The sequence below is a fragment of the Amycolatopsis sp. cmx-11-32 genome (genome assembly GCF_047608695.1).
Classification (GTDB): Bacteria; Actinomycetota; Actinomycetes; order Mycobacteriales; family Pseudonocardiaceae; genus Amycolatopsis.
In genome coordinates this window covers 209,592-231,470 of record NZ_JADNQN010000008.1, presented here as the reverse complement: position 1 = coordinate 231,470, position 21,879 = coordinate 209,592, and the positions used below count along the sequence as shown (strand labels likewise).

The following is a 21,879-nucleotide window of genomic DNA, read 5'->3' as shown; positions in this document are numbered from 1 at the left end:
TCGTGGCGTGAAGACTTGTACGTCAACGGACAACACTAACTCCGGAAGGTCATGGGCGATATCGACGGCTGACGGAGCGCACGGGCGCCACCGCCACGGAGCTTGCACAACGGAGGTCACGCCATCTGGAACCTCGGGGAAGATTCGGGACGGTGAGTCGGCAGCCGTGAGCCCACCGGAACCCGAAACGCCGCGCCCGGCCCACCAGACCGAACCACCACTTCCGGCGAACCCCTCCACCAGCGGAAACACCCCTGCCGGACACATCACCTTGACTCCCGCCGAACCGCACCGGAGAGTGAGCGGGAACCCACGCGTCGGCAAGTGGAGGAACCCGGTGGGACTCCGGGGCGGTCCCGCCACTGTCACCCCTCCCAGCCACAAAGAGGGGAAGCCAGGAACTCCGGCCGCCGCGACCGCACGACCCGGGGCGCGGACACCCCGAGTGAGGACTGCCGTGATCCTGCTTCTGTCCACTTCGGACACCGACCTGCTCAGCGCCCGCGCCGGTGAGGCCGACTACCGGCTGGCCAACCCCGCCCGGCTCGACCTCGCCGAGTTGCCCGCTCTGCTCGACGGCGCCCAGATCGTCGTCGTCCGGATCCTCGGGTCCGAGCGTAGCTGGTCCGACGGGCTCGACACGGTCCGCGCGAGTGGCGCGCACGTGGTCGTCCTCGGCGGCGAGCAGACGCCGGACGCGCAGCTCATGAAGCTCTCGACGGTACCGGCCGGGACGGCTGCCGAGGCTCACGCGTACCTCGCGCAGGGTGGGCCCGAGAACCTCACACAGCTGCACCGCTTCCTGAGCGACACGCTCCTGCTCACCGGTGACGGCTTCGAGCCGCCCGCGGTGCAGCCGCTCTGGGGAGTCCTCGAGCGCGCATCCCGGCGAACAAGCGGCCCGGTCATCGCGATCCTCTACTACCGCGCGCACCACCTGTCCGGCAACACCGAGTTCGTCCACGCCCTCTCCGACGCCATCGAGGACGCCGGGGGCCGCGCGCTCCCGGTCCACTGCGCGTCCCTGCGCACCCGCGAGCCGGAGATGATGGCCGAGCTGGCGAAGGCCGACGCGCTTCTCGTGACCGTGCTGGCCGCCGGCGGCACCAAGCCCTCCGAGGTCGGGGCGGGCGGGGACGACGAGGCATGGGACGTCGCCGAGATGGCCGCGCTCGACATCCCGATTCTGCAGGCGCTGTGCCTCACCAGCGACCGCGAGACCTGGTCGGCGAACGACGACGGGCTCTCCCCGCTCGACGCGGGCAACCAGATGGCCGTCCCCGAGTTCGACGGCCGCCTGATCACCGTCCCGTTCTCGTTCAAGGAAATCGATGACGACGGCCTCCCCAAGTACGTGCCGGACACCGAGCGCGCGTCCCGCGTCGCCGAGATCGCGCTGGCGCACGCCCGACTGCGGCACACGCCGCCCCAGGAGCGCAAGATCGCGCTGATGCTGTCGGCCTACCCGACGAAGCACTCTCGCGTCGGCAACGCCGTCGGCCTCGACACGCCCGCGTCCGCGATCGAACTGCTGCGTCGCATGCGCGACCGGGGCTACGACCTCGGCGAGGACCCGTTCCCCGGCGTCGAGCCCACCGGCACCGATCAGCCGGACGGTGACGCGCTGATCCACGCGCTCATCGCCGCGGGCGGCCAGGATCCGGAATGGCTGACCGAGGAGCAGCTGTCCGGCAACCCGATCCGCGTCCCGGCCGACAAGTACCGCGAGTGGTTCGCCGGGCTGCCCGCGGAACTGCGCGAAGGGATGGAGGAGCACTGGGGGCCCGCCCCCGGCGAGCTCTACGTCGACAACGGCGACATCGTCCTGGCGTCGCTACAGTCCGGCAACGTCATCCTGATGATCCAGCCGCCCCGCGGGTTCGGCGAGAACCCGGTGGCGATCTACCACAACCCGGACCTCCCGCCGAGCCACCACTATTTCGCCGCCTACCGCTGGCTGGAGGAGGAGTTCGGCGCGCACGCCGTCGTCCACCTCGGCAAGCACGGTTCGCTGGAATGGCTTCCCGGCAAGACCGCGGGCCTCTCGGACTCCTGCGCGCCGGACGCCGTCCTCGGCAACCTGCCGCTGATCTACCCGTTCCTGATCAACGACCCCGGTGAGGGCGCGCAGGCGAAACGGCGCGCGCACGCCACGATCGTCGACCATCTGATCCCGCCGATGGCCCGCGCCGAGAGCTACGGCGACATGGCCCGCCTGGAACAGCTTCTCGACGAGCACGCCAACATCGCCGCGATGGACCCGGCGAAGCTGCCCGCGGTCCGCGCGCAGATCTGGACGCTGATCCAGGCCGCGAAGCTCGACCACGACCTCGGTGTCGAGGAACGCCCGCACGACGCGGAGTTCGACGACTTCCTGCTGCACATCGACGGCTGGCTGTGCGAGGTCAAGGACGCCCAGATCCGCGACGGCCTGCACATCCTCGGTGCCGCGCCGGAAGGTGCGGCGCGGATCAACCTCGTGCTCGCGATGCTGCGTGCCCAGCAGATGTGGGGCGGCAAACAGGGTGCCGTTCCGGGCCTTCGCTCCGCCTTGGGGTTGAAGGAGAACAGCGACGCCCCACTGTCCGAAGTGGACGCCATCGAGCAGAAGGCGCGCTCGCTCGTCGAGGCGATGGAGGCCCGCGACTGGTCTCCCGCCGCCGTCGCCGAGGTCGTCGCCGACGTCCCGGAACACCAGGAGGTCGCCCGCGTGCTGACCTTCGCCGCCACCGAGGTCGTGCCGCGCCTGGCGGGCACCGGCGCCGAGATCGACGCCGTGCTCCACGCGCTGGACGGCGGCTACATCCCGGCGGGCCCCAGCGGTTCTCCCCTGCGCGGCTTGATCAACGTGCTGCCGACCGGCCGGAACTTCTACACCGTCGACCCGAAGGCCATCCCGAGCCGTCTCGCGTGGGAGACCGGGCAGGCACTGGCCGACTCACTTCTTCGCCGCTACAAGGAGGACACCGGCGACTGGCCGCGTTCGGTCGGCCTCTCGGTCTGGGGCACGTCGGCCATGCGCACCTCGGGCGACGACGCGGCGGAAGTCCTGGCGCTGCTGGGTGTCCAGCCGGTCTGGGACGAGGCGTCGCGCCGTGTCACCGGGATCGAGGCCATCCCGCTCGCCGAACTCGGCCGCCCGCGCGTCGACGTCACCGTGCGGATCAGCGGTTTCTTCCGCGACGCCTTCCCGCACGTGATCGCCCTGATGGACGACGCCGTCCGTCTCGTGGCGAACCTCGACGAACCGGACGAGCAGAACTTCGTGCGCGCCCACACGCGCGCGGATCTGGCCGCGCACGGTGACGAACGCCGGGCCACCACGAGGATCTTCGGCTCCAAGCCCGGCGCGTACGGCGCTGGCCTGCTGCCGCTGATGGACTCCGGGAACTGGCGCGACGACAAGGATCTCGCCGAGGTCTACGCGGTCTGGGGCGGCTTCGCCTACGGCCGAGACCTCGACGGCAGGCCGGCGCGCGAGGACATGGAGAACTCGTACAAGCGGATCGTGGTCGCGGCCAAGAACACCGACACCCGTGAGCATGACATCGCCGATTCCGACGACTACTTCCAGTACCACGGCGGGATGATCGCGACGGTCCGCGCGCTCACCGGGACCGCTCCGGCGTCCTACGTCGGCGACAGCACCACTCCGGACGCCGTCCGCACCCGCACCCTCGGCGAGGAGACCGCCCGCGTCTTCCGCGCCCGCGTGGTCAACCCGCGCTGGCTGGCCGCGATGCGCAAGCACGGCTACAAGGGCGCCTTCGAGCTGGCGGCGACGGTCGATTACCTCTTCGGTTTCGACGCCACCGCCGGGGTGGTCGGCGACTGGATGTACGAGAAGCTCACCGAATCCTACGTACTGGACGAGGTCAATCAGGAGTTCTTGCGCCAGGCCAATCCGTGGGCGCTGCGCGGCATCATCGAGCGCCTGAACGAGGCGGCCGATCGAGGGCTCTGGGCGGAGCCGGACGCCGATCTTTTGGCTCAGCTGCGCGAGGTCTACCTCTCGTTGGAGGGGGACCTCGAATCCTGACGTCACCCGCTGGAGCAGTCTCTTGGCCCTCCCGGCGGTACCACTGTCGTATGCGCAGAACTTAGCGTGACAGGGGCGGTGGGACGTCAACGATCGGAAGGACAGCGATGATCAAGCGCTTGTTGAAGGTCGTGCTTCGCCACGGTTGCTGCTCGGCTTGCACCGGTCAGGGCTGCGGCTGCTGCGACGCCTGCAAGTAGGTCAGGGGCGGACACCCGGGATATGGGTGTTCGCGCGGCGGACGTCGGCGGCGAGGGCTGGTACCTCGATCACCCGGCGTCCGGCCGCTTCCAGCGTTTCGGCGCCGACGCAGTCGACGAACACCGACGGCTCGCGCCAGGCGAACACGACGCGCGGGATACCGGCGTCGAGGATGAGCTGGGTGCAGCTCCTCGGATGTGAGGTCCGGGAGCTGCACGGCTCCAGCGACGTGTACATCGTCGCCTCCGCCAGCCTCGGGTCTCCTGGTTCGAGCTTGGCGAGCGCGGCTTCTTCGGCGTGGTCGTTCGGATCGCCGTCGCCCGAGTAGCCGGTGGAGATCACTTCGCCGTCGGTGTCGGCGATGACCGCGCCGACGCGGAAAGTGCGCGGCGGGCAGTTGTCGGCCAAGGCGATGGCCTCACGCAGCCGCAGAATGTCCACTTCGGACGGTTCGGGCGTGGCGTGGTACTCCAGCACGGCCATGTCACCCAGCTTCGTCGTCCGGGTCAGCGTCAGCCCTCGGGGGGACGCGCCGGGCCCGGTGAACCTCGGCGCTCGCGGGTCGCCGACGAAGAACGGTGCGATGGCCAAGTGCAGTTCGTCGACCAGTCCCTCGGTGAGGAACTGCGTGTGGATCGCGCCGCCGCCCTCGACCATCAGCCGCCGCACGCCGCGGGCGTGGAGGTCGGCCAGCATTTCCCGCAGGCCGAAAGCTTCGACCACGGTCGCCTTCACCCCGGTGACGACGCCTGGCGGGGCATAGACCAGCTTCTCCGCGTCACCGACGGTGAAGAACTGCGCCGCCGGATCGAGTGACCCGCTCCGCGTGAGCGTGACCTTGACCGGCTGTTCCGACCGCCCGGCGGCGACCCGCTCGCGAACCAGTCCGGGTGAGCGGACCAGCAGCCGGGGATTGTCGGCCCGGACGGTGTTCGCGCCGACCAGGATCGCGTCCGAGGCCGCGCGCAGCCCGTCCACCCTCGCCCAGTCGTCCTCGTTGGACAGCACCAACCGGGTGTCGGTCGCGTCGTCGAGGTAGCCGTCCAGGGAGACCGCGGCGGACAGCAGGACGTGGGGGCGTTCGATCACGTCCGCCAGTATGCCCCCGCCAAATCGGTCGCACCGGAGCCGCGCGCGGTCTATCCTGGCCCGATGATCTTGTGAGACGGACCTGCGCCCGCATTCCACCTCCTTCGCAGGGAGTCTCATGTCTACTTCACTGACGCTTTCCGACGTCACCTTCACCTGGCCCGACGGCGGCCCGGTCTTCGAACACCTCTCGCTCACCGTAGGTATCGGCCGCACCGGCCTTGTCGGCACGAACGGTTCCGGCAAGTCCACCCTGCTCAGGCTGCTCGCGGGCAGGCTGCGGCCCGAGTCCGGCTCGGTCACCGCGCCGGGGGAAATCGGCTACCTGCCGCAGAACCTCATCCTCGACACCGGCCGCCGCGTCGACGACGTGCTGGGCGTCACCGCGATCCGCGCGGCGATCAGGGCTGTCGAGAGTGGTGACGCCACCGAAGAGGATTTCGCCACCATCGGCGACAACTGGGACGTCGAGGAACGCACTCGCGCGATCCTCGACAGGCTCGGTTTGGGTGCCGTCCGCCTGGACGAGCGGGCGGGCGAACTGTCCGGCGGCGAACTCACGCTGCTCGGGCTGGCCGCCCTGCTCCTGCGCCGACCGGCCGTGCTGCTGCTCGACGAACCCACGAACAACCTCGACCTTCGGGCCCGTGAAGTCGTGCACCGGGAGGTGGCGGGCTGGAGCGGGATCCTCGTGGTGGTCTCCCACGACCGCGAGCTGCTCCAGCTGGTCGACCGGATCGACGAGATCCGCGACGGCGACGTCACCACCTACGGCGGAAACCTCGCGGACTACGAGCACGCCGTCGAGGTGGCCCAGGAAGCCGCGCGGCGGCATGTCCGGGCTGCGGAATCCGACGTCAAACGACAGAAGCGGGAGCTGATCGAGGCCGGGATGAAGCTCGCCCGGCGGGCCCGCTACGGCCAGAAGATGTGGGATCAGAAACGCGAACCCAAGGTCCGGATGCGCAAACGCCAGGAGGACGCGCAGATCGCGGCGGGCAAGCACCGGAACCTGCACACCGACAGGCTGGAAGGCGCTGTCGAAACACTGAAAGCCGCCGAGAAACTGGTGCGCGAGGACGCCGAGATCCGGGTCGAACTCCCGGAAACCCTGGTGTTCCCGGGGAACGACGTGCTCCGGATCGACGCCGTCCCCCGGTTCGGCCCGCCGGTGAACCTGCACGTCATGGGGCCCGAGCGGATCGCGCTCGTCGGCCCGAACGGTTCCGGCAAGACCACCCTGCTCCGCACGATCACCGGCGAACTCCCGCCGCGTTCGGGCGAGGTGGGGCTGTTCGTCCCCGCCCGGCTTCTCCCCCAGCGGCTCGACGTCCTCGACGACACACTGTCCATAGTGGACAACGTCCGGACCGTCGCGCCGTCGCTCACCGACAACGAGATCCGCGCCCGGCTGGCCCGGTTCCTGTTCCGGGGCGCGACGGCCGACCGTGAGGTGGCGTCACTGTCCGGCGGGGAACGGTTCCGCGCGGCGCTGGCGGCGTTGCTGCTCACGGAACCGACACCGAAACTGCTGCTGCTCGACGAACCGACGAACAACCTCGACCTGGCGAGTGTCAGGCGACTCACCGAGGCGTTGCGGGCCTATCGGGGCGCGCTGATCGTGGCGAGCCACGACCGGCCGTTCCTGAAGGACCTCGGCATCACCCGATGGTTGGAAATCTATTGAGGGTTGCGGCGAAGGTGGCGTCTTTCGCGACATGCCCGGTGCGTGTGGTTGGCCCCGTAACACCTACAGTGGCGTGTTACGGGTTCAAACACGCGAGATCGCTGTTAGGCGTCGAAGTCCACGGTGACGGCCTCGGAGACGGGCACGGACTGGCAGGTGAGCACGAACCCGGCGTCGACTTCGGCCTTCTCCAGTGCGAAGTTGCGCCGCATGTCCACCTTGCCGTCGCAGATCTTCGCCCGGCAGGTCCCGCATACCCCGCCCTTGCAAGCGAACGGCAGGTCCGGCCGGTACTTCTGCGCGCCGTCGAGCAGGGAGGAGTCGCGCGGCAGTGTCATCGTCGTCGACCGGCCGTCGAGGACCAGCGTGACCTCGCTGGCGGACCCCACGACGGCCGGATCGACGTGGTGCACCGGCTCCGGCGGGGTGTCCACATAGAACAGTTCCTGATGGATGTTCTCGTCGGGGACGTCCAGCGAGCGCAGCAGTTCCTGCGCGCCGGTCACCATCTCGAACGGTCCGCAAAGCCACCAGTGCGCGACGTCCTCGACCGGGATCAGCACCGTGCACAGGCGCCGCAGCTTCTCGACGTCGAGGCGGCCGGTGAACAGTTCGGCCTCACGCGGCTCGCGGGAGAGGACATGGACGAGTTCGAGCCGCGCGGGATAACGGTCCTTCAGGTCCGCGAGGTCGTCGGCGAACATGACGGTGTCCGTGCGGCGGTTGCCGTAAAGCACGGTCACCGTGGCATCGGAATCGCCGAGCAGCGAAGACGCGATCGACAGCACCGGCGTGATCCCGGATCCGGCCGCGACGAGCACGTGATGCCCCGCCGCTGCCAGGTCCGGGGTGAAATGACCGGTCGGCGCCGCGACCTCGATCTCGTCGCCGGGCCGCACGTCGCGCACGAGCCACGACGAGAACAGCCCACCCGGCACCTCGCGTATGCCGACGCGTGGCGCCGCGCCGGCGGGCGCGCAGATCGAGTACGACCGGCGTTCGTCGCGGCCGTCGATCTCGCGGCGCAGGGTCAGCGACTGACCCGCCTTGAAGCGGAAGGTGTCCGCGAGGTCTTCGGGCACGTCGAAGGTCACCGCGACGGCGTCGTCGCACAGGCGCTGGACGTCGGACACCTTCAGGGTGTGAAAGCCCGTGCGGCGGAGAGTGGCAGTCACTAGATCTCCTTGACGTGTTCGAACGGTTCGAGGCAGAACCGGCAGCGGCGCAGGGCTTTGCACGCTGTCGCGCTGAACCGGGACTGCTCCTCGGTATCCGCGGAACCACAATGCGGGCACCGGACCGAGGACACCGGCGGGCTCAACGTGAGCGGGATCGGGCCGGTCCGCCGCGGCGCGGCCCCCGGCGGCGCGATCCCGGCCTCGGCCAGCTTCCGTTTGCCGTCGTCGGTGATCCAGTCGGTGGACCACGCCGGCCGCAGCACCGTGCGGACCTCGACCTCGCCGTAGCCCGCGTTGGTCAGCGCGTGGACGAGGTCGTCACGCATGGTGTCCATCGCCGGGCAACCGGTGTAGGTCGGGGTGATCGCGACGACCACGCGACCGCCGGATTCGGACACTTCGCGCAGGACGCCGAGGTCGGCGAGGGTGAGCATCGGCAGTTCCGGATCGGTGACCGTGGCCGCCACGGCGTACGCGGTCACCATGTCGCGTCCGGATGTTCCCTGGCGACGCTCTGCAGCTCAGCCAGCAGGAAGCCCATCCGCTCGGTGTGCACGCCGTCGCGGCCCATCCGGCCCGACACCCCGGCGAGCGCGCCGATTTCGGGCCGCGTCAGGGTCGCGGCGGCGAGCACCTGGTCCAGGATCGCGTCGAACTCGGGCCGCAGCGACGGTGCCGCGACGAATTCGACCTCGTGTGCCGTGAAAAGCTCGCCGGTGTAGGGCCAGACCGCGTCGAGACCTTCCTGCATGCGGGTGCGCGACAACTCGGTTCCGTCACCCAGCCGGACCGCCCACTGTGCCGCGTAGTCGCGGTGGTAGGCGACCTCTTTGACGCCCTTGTCCGCGATGGCCGCGAGCACGGGGTCCACAGAGGACTGAAGCTGTTGTAGCAGCGCGAGCCGCCAGATGGAGAAAACCAGCAGCCGCGCGATCAGATGTCCGAAGTGCCCGCCTTCGAGTTCGGTGAGCCGGACGTTGCGGTACTCCTGCTCACTCCGGAAGAACGCGTAGGAATCCTCCGAGCGCTCGCTCCCGTCGGCCTTGCCCGCGCGGGCCAGCAGCAGCCGCGCCTGCCCGAGCAGGTCGAGCGCGATGTTGGCGATCGCGACCTCGTCCTCGAGTTCGGGCGCGTTCGTGCACCACTCCTGCAGCCGGTGCGAGAAGATCAGCGCGTCGTCGCCGAGCATCAGGCAGTAGGCGGCGAGGCGGTGACCGTCCACACCGGACGGGACCGTGGTGTCCACACCGGACAGCGGATCCTCGAACCCGGTGCCGAACGCCCAGCGGGAGTCGTTTTCTTCGGTGATCGCCTCATAGGCGTTGTCGAAGCTCATGTCAGATGTGGGGGACGTTGTCGGGGATGTCGTAGAACGTCGGGTGCCGGTACACCTTGTCGCCGCTGGGCGCGAAGAACGGATCCTTCTCGTCCGGAGAGGACGCCGTGATGTCCGAAGCCCGCACGACCCAGATCGACACGCCTTCGTTGCGGCGGGTGTACAGATCCCGCGCGTGGTGCAACGCCATGTCGTCGTCCGCCGCGTGCAGCGAACCCACGTGCACGTGGTTCAGGCCGCGCTTGCCCCGGACGAACACCTCGTACAACGGCCAGTCGTGTTTCATCACGAACCCTTCTTCGCTGCGTGCGCCGAGGCTGCCTCGCGCACCCAAGCGCCGTCTTCCTGTGCCCGCCGCCGGTGCGCGACGCGCTGAGCGTTGCAGGGGCCGTTGCCCTTCAACACGTTCTTGAACTCGTCCCAGTCGACGGCGCCGAAGTCGTAGTGCCCGCGTTCGGCGTTCCACTTCAGGTCCGGGTCCGGAAAGGTGACACCCAGGGCCTCGGCCTGCGGAATGGACATGTCGACAAAGCGCTGCCGCAGCTCGTCGTTGGTGTGCCGCTTGACCTTCCAAGCCATCGACTGCGCGGTGTTCGGCGAGTCCGCGTCCGGCGGGCCGAACATCATCAGCGACGGCCACCACCAGCGGTTCACCGCCTCCTGCACCATCGCGCGCTGCTTCTCGGTGCCCCGCATCATCGTCATCAGCAGTTCGAAGCCCTGCCGCTGATGGAAGGACTCCTCCTTGCAGATGCGGATCATGGCGCGGGCGTACGGCCCGTACGAGCTGCGGCACAGCGGGACCTGGTTGCAGATCGCCGCGCCGTCGACCAGCCAGCCGACCACGCCGACGTCGGCGAAGGTCAGCGCCGGGTAGTTGAAGATCGACGAGTACTTCTGCCTGCCGTTGATCAGCTTGTCGGTCAGATCCGCGCGGTCGGCGCCGAGTGTGGCCGCCGCCGAGTACAGGTACAGCCCGTGCCCGGCCTCGTCCTGCACCTTCGCCAGCAGGATCGCCTTGCGCCGCAAGGAAGGCGCGCGGGTGATCCAGTTGCCCTCGGGTTGCATGCCGATGATCTCCGAATGCGCGTGCTGCGCGATCTGGCGGATCATCGTCTTGCGGTAGCCCTCGGGCACCCAGTCGCGGGGCTCGATGCGCTGGTCGCGCTCGATGGTCGCCTCGAAGTGCCGTTCGAGATCTTCCTCCGGCAATGTGGCCGTCATGACTGCTCCTTCGCCACCAGGGTGAGGACGTCGTACTTGGCGACCGAGTCACCGTCGGCGTTGGTGACGTCGGCGTCCCAGCGGACCTCGCCGTACTCCTGGTCGATGCGCGGGGTGATCTGCTTGGCGGTCAGGGTCACCGTGAGGGTGTCGCCGACCTTGACCGGGGTGAGGAACCGCAGGTTCTCCAGGCCGTAGTTGGCCAGCACCGGGCCGGGTTCCGGCGAGACGAACAGGCCCGCGGCGAAGGACACCACGAGGTACCCGTGCGCCACGATCCCGCCGAACAGCGGGTTCGCCGCCGCGGCCTCGGGATCGGTGTGGGCGTAGAAGGTGTCGCCGGTGAACTCGGCGAAGTGGTCGACGTCGGATTGCAGGACCTCGCGCGGCCCGGCGACGACGGAGTCACCGATCTTCAGCTCCGCCAAGGACTTCCGGAACGGGTGGACGTCGCCTTCGGTGCGCGGGGCGCCGGCGACCCAGCGGCCGGTGACGGCGCTGAGCACTTTCGGACTGCCCTGGACGGCGGTGCGCTGCATATGGTGCAGCACGCCGCGGACGCCGCCCATCTCCTCGCCGCCACCGGCGCGGCCGGGACCGCCGTGGACCAGCTGCGGCATCGGCGAACCGTGGCCCGTCGACTCCTTGGCGTCGTCGGCGTCCAGCACCAGCAGGCGGCCGTGGTACGGCGCGACACCGAGGACGACCTCGCGGGCGAACCCCGCGTCGGCGGTGACGATCGAGCCGACCAGGCTGCCGCCACCCCGCGCGGCGAGCTCGATGACCTGCTCGGTCGAGGTGTAGGGCAGCAGCGTCGACACCGGGCCGAACGCCTCGACCTCGTGCGGCTCGGAACGCTCGGGGTCGGCCTTCAACAGGACCGGCGAGAGGAAGGCGCCACGCTCGGCGTCCGCGCCGACGACCTCGACCTGCTCCGGGTCGCCGAAGACGACCGTGCCGACGTCCAGCAGCGCCTTCAGCGACCGCCGGACCTCCTCACGCTGCTCCAGGCTGGCCAGCGCGCCCATGCGCACACCTTCGGCCGTCGGGTTGCCGACGGTGACCTTCGCCAACCGCGCGCTCGCGGCCTCGGCGACGGCGTCCAGCAGGCCGGCGGGCACGAAGGCGCGGCGGATGGCGGTGCACTTCTGACCCGCCTTGACCGTCATCTCGGTGGTGAGCTGCTTGACGAACAGGTCGAACTCGGTGGTGCCGGGTTCGGCGTCCGGGCCGAGGATCGACAGGTTCAGTGAGTCGGCCTCGGCGTTGAACCGGACGGAGTTGCGCACGACCGCCGGGTGCACGCGGAGCTTCTGCGCGGTGGACGCGGAGCCGGTGAACGAGACGAGGTCCTGCGCGGTGACGTGGTCGAGCAGGTCGCCGACGCTGCCCGCGACGAACTGCAGTGTGCCCTCGGGCAGGATGCCGGACTCGATGATGATCTCGACCAGCCGCGCGGTCAGGTACGCGGTCTGACTGGCGGGCTTGATCAGACTCGGCACCCCGGCGAGGAACGCGGGCGCGAACTTCTCCAGCGGGCCCCAGACGGGGAAGTTGAACGCGTTGATCTGGACGGCGACACCGCGCAGCGGCACGGCGATGTGCTGGGCGACGAAAGTTCCGCCCTTGCTCAGCGGCTCGACGTTGCCGTCGACGTAGACGGTGTCGTTCGGCAGCTCGCGCTTGCCCTTGCTGGAGTAGGCGAACAGCACGCCGATGCCGCCGTCGATGTCGACCATCGAGTCGCCCTTGGTCGCGCCGGTCCTGGCCGACAGCGCGTACAGCTCGCCGCGGTGTTCACGCAGGTGGGAGGCCAGCGCCTTCAGCAGCGCGGCACGCTGGTGGAAGGTCAGCTCACGCAGCGCGGGACCGCCGGTGCGGCGGCCGTGGTCCAGTGCGGCCGCGAAGTCGATGCCGTCGGACGAGACACGGGCGACCTCCTCACCGGTCGAGGCGTCGTGCAGCGGTACGCCGTCGTTTTCCGACGTGTGCCATCCGCCGGAGACGTAGCTGCGCAGCAAAGCCATGGGGTCGACCCTTCACGTGGTGGGTTTAATTACAGACCGTCCGTTCAGTAATTCACTCTAGCTCGTGACCCGGCACTTGCAAACCCCCGGACGGCGGTGGACCCTTGACATCTGCGCGACGTCGCACCTTTACTGGCGACACCCTTCAACAACCGTCCATTCGGTCAGTAACTCACGAGGCGGTGCCTTGACTACCAACGCGGCCCACGCGATGTTCACCGGCGACCGGGCGTCGAACGCGCTGGGCATCGAGCTGATCAAGGCCGCCGAAGGGCACGCGGTCGCCTCCATGAAGATCACCGAGACGATGGTGAACGGACACGACATCGCGCACGGTGGCTACGTGTTCCTGCTCGCCGACACGACGTTCGCCTGCGCCTGCAACAGCCACGGCCCGGCGACCGTCGCTTCCGGCGCGGAGATCTCCTTCATCGCCGCCGGACGGCTCGGCGACCACCTCGTCGCCACCGCCACCGAGCGGACCCGCTACGGCCGCAACGGCATCTACGACGTCACCGTGCACCGGGAGACCCCTGAAGGGCCGGAAGTCGTCGCCGAGTTCCGCGGCCGCAGCCGCATCATCGAGAAGGCACCCAACCGATGACTTTCAGCGACGACGCCGAAAACCTGACCATCGACGAACTCCAGGCGCTGCAACTGACGCGCCTTCGGTGGACGCTGCGGCACGCCTACGACAACGTGCCGTTCTACACCAGGAAGTTCGACGAGGCGGGCGTCCGCCCGGACGACTGCAAGGCGCTGAAAGACCTGGCGAAGTTCCCGTTCACCACCAAACAGGACCTGCGCGACAACTACCCGTTCGGCATGTTCGCCGTCCCCGAGTCACAGGTGAGCCGGATTCACGCGTCCAGCGGCACCACCGGCAAACCGACCGTCGTCGGCTACACCGCCGAGGACATCGACACCTGGGCCACGGTGATGGCGCGGTCGATCCGCGCGGCGGGCGGGCGGCCGGGCGACAAGGTCCACGTGGCCTACGGCTACGGGTTGTTCACCGGCGGTCTCGGCGCGCACTACGGCGCCGAAAAACTGGGCTGCACGGTGATCCCCGCGTCCGGCGGGATGACCGCGCGCCAGGTGCAGATCATCACCGACTTCAAACCCGAGATCATCATGGTCACCCCGTCGTACCTGCTCACGCTGCTCGACGAGTTCGAGCGACGGGGCATCGACGCGCGGTCGAGTTCGCTCAAGGTCGGCATCTTCGGCGCGGAGCCGTGGACCGAGCAGATGCGCACGGAGATCGAGGACCGCGTCGGCATCGACGCCGTCGACATCTACGGCCTGTCCGAGGTGATGGGCCCCGGCGTCGCGCAGGAATGCGTCGAGACCAAGGACGGCCTGCACATCTGGGAGGACCACTTCTACCCCGAAGTGATCGACCCGTTCACCGAGAAGCCCATCGACGACACCGGCGAACTGCTGTTCACCTCGCTCACCAAACAGGCGCTGCCGATCATCCGGTACCGCACCCGTGACCTCACCCGGCTGCTGCCGGGCACCGCGCGGCCGTCGTACCGGCGGATGGAGAAGGTGACCGGGCGCAGCGATGACATGATCATCCTGCGTGGCGTCAACGTCTTCCCCACGCAGATCGAGGAAGTCGTGCTGGTGACCCCCGCGCTCGCGCCGCATTTCCAGCTGATCCGGTCCACGAAGGGCCGGATGGACCACCTGACCGTCCGCGTCGAAGCGCGTCCGGACGTATCCGCCGGGCAGCGCGAACAGGCCGCCGCCCGGCTGATCGCCGGGGTCAAGGACGGGGTCGGCGTGAGCGTCGGCGTCGAGGTGGTCGACCCGGACACCCTGGAGCGGTCGCTTGGCAAGATGCGGCGCGTACTCGACGAGCGGGACCGCGGGTGACCACCCCCGCCCGCCGGGGACGCCCCGGCTACGACCTCGAGTCGCTGCTGCAGGTCGCGGTCAGGCTGTTCAACGAACGCGGCTACGACGGCACCAGCATGGAGGACCTCTCCCGCAAGCTCGGCATCACGAAATCCGCGATCTACCATCACGTGCCGAGCAAGGAGGAGTTGCTGCGGCTCGCCGTCGACCGCGCGCTGAACGGCCTGTTCGCCGTCGCCGCCGAGACGGAGTCCTTCGAGGGCAAGGCGATCGAGAAACTCGAGCATCTGGTGCGGGGCAGTGTTCTCGTGCTGGTCGAGCAACTGCCGTTCGTGACGCTGCTGCTGCGGGTGCGGGGCAACACCAAGATCGAGCGGGCGGCGCTGGCGCGGCGGCGCGAATTCGACCGGCTGGTCACGGAACTGGTGAAACAGGCCGAAACCGAGGGCGACGTGCGGCCCGACATCGATCCCGCGGTCACCGCTCGGCTGCTGTACGGCATGGTGAACTCGCTGATCGAGTGGTACCGGCCGCGCCGGGGTTCGGCGGGGACGGAACTGGCGGACGCGGTGTGCAAGATCGCGTTCGACGGCCTCCGGACGCAGTGACCCTCTCCCGCGGAGCTGAAGGGGACTTTCCCGCGTGTGACGCGGTGAAGGGCGCTTTCCCCCCATCAGATGCGGGGAAAGTTCCCTTCGGCTACTCCCCCGCGGCCTGGGGCGGGCGCCGCGCCTGCCAGATCAGCGCGTCCCGCAACTGCTGGATGAGCTGTTCGTCGTCCGCCTCCGACGGATCGACGCCGAGCGGGATCCAGCGTTCGCCGACCTCGATACCGTTCTCGAAACTGGTGATCACGATCCCCGCGTAGGAGACGCGTTCGTCCGCGATGTCACCTCGGATGAGGACGTCGCGGTGCCGCAGACGCACACTGACCCACCGTCCCGCACGGCGGACCGGATCGCGCTCAGCACTGGTCATTCGTCCCTGCCCATGCCACACGGTCCCCCCGCCCCGAACGTCGCCGCCGGACCCCGGAGGGTTACCTACCGGTTGTTCCGAATGAGTAACGGCAAGCGCTCACGTGAAACGGTTACGCTCGGCCCATGAGCACCGACCCGGAGATCCGGCGGCGCCGCCTCGAACCGGCCGCCCGGCGTGCCGAGATCCTGGCGGCGGCGCGGCGGCTGTTCGGCGCGGGCACGTACGCCTCCGTGTCGACGTCGGACATCGCGAAGGCCGCCGGGGTGGCGAGGCCGCTGATCAACCACTACTTCGGCGGCAAACGGGAGCTGTACCTGGAAGTCGTCCGGCAGATGATGATCGTGCCGGCGCCGGTGATCGAGAACCTGCCAGACACGACCGCCGAGGAGCGGCTCGCGATCAGCGTGCGGCACTGGATCGAGGTCGTCGAACGCAACGAGCAGGCGTGGCTGACCGCGATCGGCCAGGAGGCCGTCGGCCGCGACCCGGACGTCGAGCGGATCATGCTGGAGGGCGACGAGATCGCCGCCGACCGCGTGCTCGCGGCCGCGCTGATGAGTGACATCACCGAGGGCCGCGAAGAACTCCGCGCGATGATCCGTTCCTACGGCGGGATGCTGCGCGCCGCGTCACGCGAGTGGCTGATCCGCGGCACCCTCGGCCGGGAGGAACTGCGGATCTTCCTGACCGATTCGATCGGGCACCTGCTTCGGGTCACCTACCCGGCCGTGCTCGCAACGCGTTCCGCCGGGCATAGGCCGCCGGAGTCATCCCCTTCCAGCGTTTGAAGGCGTAGATGAAACTCGACGCCTCGGCGTAGCCCAGCCGCAGCGCGACGTCCTCGACGCTGAGCGCGCCGGTGTCGAGCATCTCCTCCGCCAGCGCCTGGCGGACCTCGTCCAGCAGCGCGCGGTAGCCTGTCCCGGCCTCGAACAGCCTTCGCCGCAGCGTGCGAGGGCTGAGCGCGAGCCGTCGCGCGACCTCGTCCATCCCGGCGTCCACCCCGCCGAGCCGCACCAGCCGTTCCCTGACCTGCTGGGCGATCCCGGACCGCTCCCGTTTCCGGGACACCAGCAGATCGCATTGCGCGGCACAGACCGCGACCGTCTGGTCGTTGGCCTGCGGCAGCGGTCTGTCGAGGAAGAGCGGGTCGAGCGCGGCGACGTGCGACAGCGCCGAGAACGACGGCGCCAGCCCGAAGGTCCGCACGTATTCGTCCACTGTGGATGGTCGCTCGTGCCGGAACGCCAAGGAGCGCAGGGAGATGTCCGGCAGGATGTCGCGCATGACGGTGTGGATGGCGCCGAGGTCGCGCAGTACCAGGAAGCGGGCGACGTCGCCGGGCACGCGACTGTCGTCCATGGTCAGCGCGAGCCGCCCGGCCTCGACGGTCACGTGCGGGATGCAGAAAGTGAAGCTCAGGTCCAGGTAGCGCAGGGCGAACCGCATCGCGTCGCCCAGCGTCGGGCTGCTGATGCACGCGAAGCCGAAGATGCCGAACGCGCTGACGCGGTACCGTCTGCTCAGCCGCAGCGCGACGTCGTCCCCGCCGCCGAGGCCCCGGATCAGGTCGCGGACCACCGCGAGTTCCTGGCGCGCGTCGACTTGACCGTCCACCGGAGCGCGCTCGTAGGCCTTCAGCCCCTCGACGCCGTTCTCGGCCGCGAAGCGGGCCATGAGCACGATGCTCGCCGTGCCGCGCGGGTAGTCCCAGTCCCGGATCACCGGCGGCGGTAGTTCCATGGCCGGGATTATGAATCCCGGCAGCAGCTCTCGCATTGAGGACCGGAACTGTCCTCGATCCCGTTTAAGGTGAGCGGCATGTCCGACACGTTGAGCAGGCGCGCCCTGAACCGCGCCATGCTGGACCGGCAACTGCTGCTCCGGCGTTCGAAAATGACCGCGCTCGAAGCGGTCGAGCATCTCGCCGGCTTGCAGGCGCAGGCGCCGAACCCGCCGTACTTCGCGCTGTGGACGCGGTTGCACGGGTTCCGCCAGGAAGATCTGGCGAACCTGCTGCTCGACAGGAGTGTCGTGCGGATCGCGCTCATGCGCGGCACGGTCCACCTGGTCACGCCGTCGGACGCGCTGGCGTGGCGGCCGGTCGTGCAGCCCCTCTACGACCGCTCGATGGACAACACCCAGTTCACCCCGGAGATCAAGGGTCTCGATCACCAGGAGATCGCCCGCACCGCGCGCAAACTGCTCGGCGAGCGCCCGTTGTCGTCCGCGGAACTCGGCGCGGAACTCGCGGGCCGCTGGGAAAGCGCGGGACCGTCGGCGCTGGTGCACGTCGCGCGGGCGCTGCTGCCGCTGGTGCAGATCCCGCCGCGCGGGATCTGGGGGAAGTCCGGGCAGCCGACGTACCAGACCACCCGGGACTGGCTCGGCGCCGAACCGGACGCGACGCCATCGCCGGAAGCGATGTTCCAACGCTACCTGGCCGCGTTCGGGCCCGCGAGCGTCCAGGACGCGCAGGCGTGGGCCGGGATCACGAAACTCGGCGAGGTCGCCGAGCGGCTGCGGCCGGAACTGCGGACGTTCCGCGACGAGAACGGACGCGAACTGTTCGACTTGCCTGACGCTCCGCGCCCGGATCCCGAGACTCCCGCGCCGGTGCGGTTACTGGGGCCGTTCGACCAGACCGTCCTGTCCTACGCTGACCGCACCCGGGTGATCAGCGACGAGCACCGCAAGGTCGTCATCACGCAGAACGGCCTGGTCAAGGGCACCATCCTGGTCGACGGATTCGTGAAGGGCAGCTGGGAGATCAAGGTGGCGAAAAAGGCCGCTTCGGTCGCGATCACGCCGTTCGAACGCATCCCCAAGCGCGACCTGGACACACTCGAAAGCTCCGCTCACTCCCTCCTGACCTGGGCGCATCCGAAGGCCGAGACCCACACGGTGCAATTAGTCCTCTAGTTGCGCTAGTTCGTACTACCAACTACCGCAACTAGAGGACTAATCGCGACAAGGGGCGTGGCCGGAAATCTCGATTCAGTGGCCGGTCGGGCACTTCCGGGCGGGCTGACCCCTGCGTAACTTCGATCGTCATGGGCACTGGGGCATCGAAGACAAGCGTGCTGATCGTCGGCGCGGGGTTCGGCGGGGTCGGGACGGCGATCGAACTCAAACGCGCCGGGATCGACGACTTCGTCATCCTGGAGAGCGCCGCCGAACCGGGCGGCGTCTGGCGGGAGAACACCTATCCCGGCGCGGGCTGCGACATCCCGTCGCCGCTGTACTCGTTCTCCTACGAGCCCAATCCCGACTGGCCGAGGCGGTTCTCGCTGCAACCCGACATCCACGAGTACCTCGAACGCGTGGTGCGTCGCTACGGACTCGAACCGCACATCCGCTTCGGCACCAGGGCCACCGGCGCGGCATTCGACGACAAACGCGGGCTCTGGCGTGTGGAGACCGCGGGCGGCGAGACCTTCGAGGCAAAGGTCTTCGTCCCCGCCGTCGGACAGCTTTCGCGGCCGGTCCAGCCGGACATCCCCGGCCAGGACACCTTCGAGGGCGCCAGTTTCCACTCCGCGCGCTGGGAGCACGACGTCGACCTGCGCGGCAAGAAGGTCACGGTGATCGGCACCGGCGCGAGCGCGATCCAGTTCGTGCCCGAACTCCAGCGCCAGGCCGGTGAACTGACGGTGTTCCAGCGCACCGCGCCCTACATCTTGGCCAAACGGGACACCCGCTACCGGCGCTGGCAGCAGCGGCTGTTCCGGCACCTTCCGGCCACGCAGCTGCTCGGCAGGCTCCGGATCTTCCTCCTCGCCGAGTACGCGACCTACGCGATGATTAAGCATCCTTTGCTGGCCAAGGTCTTCGAACTGCGGACGGCCCAGTTGCGCCGCCGCCACATCAAGGACCGGGCGCTACGCGAGAAGCTCACCCCGGACTATCCCCTTGGCTGCAAGCGGATCCTGTTCACCAACGAGTACCTGCCCGCACTCGCGCAGCACAACGTCGCGGTGGAGACGCGCCGCATCAGCGCGATCACGCCGTCCGGGCTGCTCACCGAGGACGGCGTCGAGCACGAGGCCGACGTCATCGTCTACGGAACCGGTTTCGCGGCAACGGATTTCCTGGGCGAACTCAAGGTGCGAGGTCTCGGCGGCCGGTCGCTGTCCGATGCGTGGAAGGGCGGCGCGCGGGCGTACCTCGGCATGACCGTACCGGGTTTCCCGAACCTGTTCTGCGTCTACGGTCCCAACACGAACCTCGGCGCGGGCTCCATCATCTACATGATCGAACGGCAGGCACGCTACATCCGGCAGGCCGTCGAACACCTCAACCGGCCCGAGGTGTCCTATATGGACGTCGCGCCCGAGGTGGAAGACCGCTACGACAAGGAAATTCAGCGACGGCTCGGCCACAGCGTCTGGACGACCTGCGCCAGCTGGTACCGCCAGGAGAACGGCAGGGTGAGCACGAACTGGCCGGGCCTGGTGACCGAGTACGACCGCCGGACGAAGACGCTCGACCTCGGCGACTACCGGACGGCGGGACCGCGATGAACCACGACGTACTGTGATTGGCTCCGGGTTCGGCGGCGTTTAGTCCTCTAGTTGCGGTACTTGCGTGCGCAAGTACCGCAACTAGAGGACTAAACGCGGGCATGGAAGAGGCGGGTGCCGTCGCCCGCGCGACGCCGGCACCCGCCCCGGTCTAGCGGATCATCACGGGAGGCCTGCCAGGCCCGCGCTCACCGTGTTCGACCAGGCGTAGCCCTGCGAGGCGTCCCAGTTGATCGACCAGGTCATCGCGCCCCGGATCGTCGGGTAGGTCGTCGAAGGCTTGAACGAACCGCAGTTCGTGCCCTTCGCCAGGCAGTTCAGCGCGTTGACCGTGTTGCCGGGCGCCTGGTAGCCACCACCCGCGGCGGAACCCGAGGCGGGCAGGCCGAGACCGACCTGGTCGGCACGCAGGCCGCTCTGCAGCTGGATGCAGGCCAGCGCGGTGAGGAAGTCGACCGTGCCCTGCGAGTAGACCTTCTGGTCGCAGCCGAGCATCGCGCCGCTGTTGTAGTACTGCATGTTCACGATCGTCAGGATGTCCTTGACGTTCAGCGCCAGCTTGAAGTACTCGGCCGCCGGGTTCTGCATGTCGATCGTCTGCGGCGCCATGGTGATGACCGTGCCGCCCGCGGCGTGGATCGCCCGCAGCGACTGCGCCATGTAGGTCGCGTTGACGCCGTTCTCGAGGTCGATGTCGACGCCGTCGAAACCGTAGGTCGCGATGAGCGACTTCATGCTGTTGGAGAAGTTGGTCGCCGCGGCCGAGGAGTCGACGCGGATCGTGCCCTTCTCACCACCGACCGACAGGATGACCTTCTGCCCGCGCGCCTGCGCCGTCTTGATGTCGGCCTTGAACTGCGCGTCGGTGTAGCCACCGAGCTGGCTCGACAGACCCGAGTCGAGGGTGAAGGTGACCGCGCCCGGCGTGGCCGTCGCGTCGGCGAAGGACACGGCGATGATGTTGTATTTCGTCGGGACGTCAGCGAGTTTGAGCGCCTTCGCGCCGTTGTAGAAGTTCTGCCAGTACCCGGTGATCACGTGCTTCGGCAGGTTGCCGGGGTTCGGGTTGGTCGTCGTGGTCGTCGGTGTCGTCGGGGTGGTGGTCGTGGTCGGCGAGTTGCTCGTGGTGGTCGTCGTCGGTGTCGTCGGGGTTGTGGTCGGCGAGCCGCCGGGTCCGTCGAGGTTGACGTCGTCCGCGAAGTAGGCGGGCTGGCCGTACCAGCCGTGCAGGTAGATGTCGACGCTGGTGGTGGCCGCCCCGGTGGTGAAGCTCAGCGAGAGCTGGCTCCAGCTGGCGCCGCCGGGGGTCCAGGTGTTCTTGTCACCCGTCCCGGTGCCCGTGACGCCCAGATAGGTGTAGCTGCCCTGCACCCACGCCGAAAGCGTGTACGCGGTGTTGGCCTTCACCGGCACGCTCTGCGTGCAGCGGGCGTTGTTCTGGCCCGCCGGGGTCGCGCTGAGCGCGCGGGTGCCCGAGTGGACCGGCGTGGTGACCACCGAGGACGCGCCGGAACAGGTCCAGCCACTCGTGGTCCCGAGTTCGAAGCCCGGGTTGGTCAGGATGTTGGCGGCCGAGGCACTGCCCGAGACCGCGAAAGTCACCCCCAGGCACACGGCCAGTGACGACAGCAGGGCTAGGAACGCGTGTTTCGGCTTGACTTTCACAGCTGGCCTCCACGAACGGGTGATGTCGGCCACATCAAAATGGACTAGACCAATACAACTGTC

General features: G+C 68.7%; 18 protein-coding genes and 1 riboswitch. Of the genes, 8 read left to right on the top strand and 10 right to left on the bottom strand.

From position 1 onward, the window contains the following. Positions 1–327: 327 nt before the first annotated feature. Positions 328–404, top strand: a riboswitch (cobalamin riboswitch). Between the two features lie 53 nt (positions 405–457). Continuing rightward, positions 458–4,039: a cobaltochelatase subunit CobN gene (gene cobN / locus ACM6LR_RS24660; RefSeq protein WP_414944636.1), complete on the top strand. Its 3,582-nt coding sequence runs from the start codon at positions 458–460 to the stop codon at positions 4,037–4,039. 201 nt (positions 4,040–4,240) lie between these two features. Here the strand turns inward: cobN and ACM6LR_RS24655 are convergent, their stop codons facing one another. After that, on the bottom strand, positions 4,241–5,329 hold the full coding sequence (locus ACM6LR_RS24655; RefSeq protein WP_414944586.1) for a dihydrofolate reductase family protein: 1,089 nt from the start codon (positions 5,327–5,329) through the stop codon (positions 4,241–4,243). A gap of 118 nt (positions 5,330–5,447) precedes the next feature. Between ACM6LR_RS24655 and ACM6LR_RS24650 the strand changes: the two genes are divergently transcribed. Further along, complete coding sequence (locus ACM6LR_RS24650) at positions 5,448–7,016, top strand: ABC-F family ATP-binding cassette domain-containing protein (protein WP_414944585.1); 1,569 nt, start codon at positions 5,448–5,450, stop codon at positions 7,014–7,016. Positions 7,017–7,120: 104 nt separating this feature from the next. Here ACM6LR_RS24650 and paaE read toward each other — a convergent pair whose 3' ends face one another. Genes paaE through paaZ form a run of 6 tightly spaced genes read right to left on the bottom strand, consistent with a single transcriptional unit; the run spans position 7,121 to position 12,781 of the window. Next, positions 7,121–8,191: a 1,2-phenylacetyl-CoA epoxidase subunit PaaE gene (gene paaE, locus ACM6LR_RS24645; RefSeq protein ID WP_414944584.1), complete on the bottom strand. Its 1,071-nt coding sequence runs from the start codon at positions 8,189–8,191 to the stop codon at positions 7,121–7,123. After that, the gene (gene paaD, locus ACM6LR_RS24640; protein WP_414944583.1) at positions 8,191–8,679 is read right to left on the bottom strand and encodes a 1,2-phenylacetyl-CoA epoxidase subunit PaaD; all 489 of its coding nucleotides are present in this window, start codon (positions 8,677–8,679) and stop codon (positions 8,191–8,193) included. Before paaD ends, paaE begins: the two co-directional genes overlap by 1 nt. After that, on the bottom strand, positions 8,673–9,530 hold the full coding sequence (paaC, locus tag ACM6LR_RS24635; RefSeq protein ID WP_414944582.1) for a 1,2-phenylacetyl-CoA epoxidase subunit PaaC: 858 nt from the start codon (positions 9,528–9,530) through the stop codon (positions 8,673–8,675). Before paaC ends, paaD begins: the two co-directional genes overlap by 7 nt. 1 nt (position 9,531) lies before the next feature. Then, entirely contained in the window at positions 9,532–9,816 is a 285-nt protein-coding gene (gene paaB, locus ACM6LR_RS24630; RefSeq protein WP_005168080.1) for a 1,2-phenylacetyl-CoA epoxidase subunit PaaB, read from the bottom strand. Further along, entirely contained in the window at positions 9,816–10,754 is a 939-nt protein-coding gene (gene paaA, locus ACM6LR_RS24625) for a 1,2-phenylacetyl-CoA epoxidase subunit PaaA (RefSeq protein WP_414941124.1), read from the bottom strand. Before paaA ends, paaB begins: the two co-directional genes overlap by 1 nt. Continuing rightward, positions 10,751–12,781, bottom strand: coding sequence for a phenylacetic acid degradation bifunctional protein PaaZ (gene paaZ, locus ACM6LR_RS24620; protein ID WP_414941125.1), 2,031 nt, complete (start codon positions 12,779–12,781; stop codon positions 10,751–10,753). Before paaZ ends, paaA begins: the two co-directional genes overlap by 4 nt. 211 nt (positions 12,782–12,992) lie before the next feature. Between paaZ and paaI the strand changes: the two genes are divergently transcribed. The 3 genes from paaI to ACM6LR_RS24605 are packed head-to-tail and all read left to right on the top strand — an operon-like array spanning position 12,993 to position 15,255. Further along, positions 12,993–13,385 (top strand): hydroxyphenylacetyl-CoA thioesterase PaaI, encoded by a 393-nt coding sequence (gene paaI / locus ACM6LR_RS24615; protein WP_414941193.1) that lies wholly within the window; start codon positions 12,993–12,995, stop codon positions 13,383–13,385. After that, positions 13,382–14,665: a phenylacetate--CoA ligase PaaK gene (paaK, locus tag ACM6LR_RS24610; protein ID WP_414944581.1), complete on the top strand. Its 1,284-nt coding sequence runs from the start codon at positions 13,382–13,384 to the stop codon at positions 14,663–14,665. The genes paaI and paaK overlap by 4 nt, the downstream gene beginning before the upstream one ends. After that, positions 14,662–15,255, top strand: coding sequence for a TetR/AcrR family transcriptional regulator (locus ACM6LR_RS24605; protein ID WP_414944580.1), 594 nt, complete (start codon positions 14,662–14,664; stop codon positions 15,253–15,255). Before paaK ends, ACM6LR_RS24605 begins: the two co-directional genes overlap by 4 nt. Before the next feature lie 91 nt (positions 15,256–15,346). Here ACM6LR_RS24605 and ACM6LR_RS24600 read toward each other — a convergent pair whose 3' ends face one another. Next, entirely contained in the window at positions 15,347–15,625 is a 279-nt protein-coding gene (locus ACM6LR_RS24600) for a hypothetical protein (RefSeq protein WP_414944579.1), read from the bottom strand. A 125-nt stretch (positions 15,626–15,750) separates the two neighbouring features. On the opposite strand from ACM6LR_RS24600, the gene ACM6LR_RS24595 reads away from it, so the two are divergent. Then, on the top strand, positions 15,751–16,416 hold the full coding sequence (locus tag ACM6LR_RS24595) for a TetR/AcrR family transcriptional regulator (protein ID WP_414941129.1): 666 nt from the start codon (positions 15,751–15,753) through the stop codon (positions 16,414–16,416). On the opposite strand, the gene ACM6LR_RS24590 is transcribed toward ACM6LR_RS24595, so the two are convergent. Beyond that, on the bottom strand, positions 16,343–17,371 hold the full coding sequence (locus tag ACM6LR_RS24590; RefSeq protein WP_414941130.1) for an AraC family transcriptional regulator ligand-binding domain-containing protein: 1,029 nt from the start codon (positions 17,369–17,371) through the stop codon (positions 16,343–16,345). The two genes, ACM6LR_RS24595 and ACM6LR_RS24590, sit on opposite strands and share 74 nt — an antisense overlap. Positions 17,372–17,449: 78 nt before the next feature. Here ACM6LR_RS24590 and ACM6LR_RS24585 point away from each other — a divergent pair, with 78 nt between their 5' ends. Continuing rightward, the gene (locus tag ACM6LR_RS24585) at positions 17,450–18,550 is read left to right on the top strand and encodes a winged helix DNA-binding domain-containing protein (RefSeq protein ID WP_414944578.1); all 1,101 of its coding nucleotides are present in this window, start codon (positions 17,450–17,452) and stop codon (positions 18,548–18,550) included. A gap of 131 nt (positions 18,551–18,681) precedes the next feature. Then, the gene (locus ACM6LR_RS24580) at positions 18,682–20,151 is read left to right on the top strand and encodes a flavin-containing monooxygenase (RefSeq protein WP_414944577.1); all 1,470 of its coding nucleotides are present in this window, start codon (positions 18,682–18,684) and stop codon (positions 20,149–20,151) included. A gap of 162 nt (positions 20,152–20,313) precedes the next feature. Here the strand turns inward: ACM6LR_RS24580 and ACM6LR_RS24575 are convergent, their stop codons facing one another. Continuing rightward, positions 20,314–21,816, bottom strand: a complete 1,503-nt coding sequence (locus ACM6LR_RS24575; RefSeq protein WP_414941135.1) for a chitinase — start codon at positions 21,814–21,816, stop codon at positions 20,314–20,316. Between the last annotated feature and the right edge of the window lie 63 nt (positions 21,817–21,879).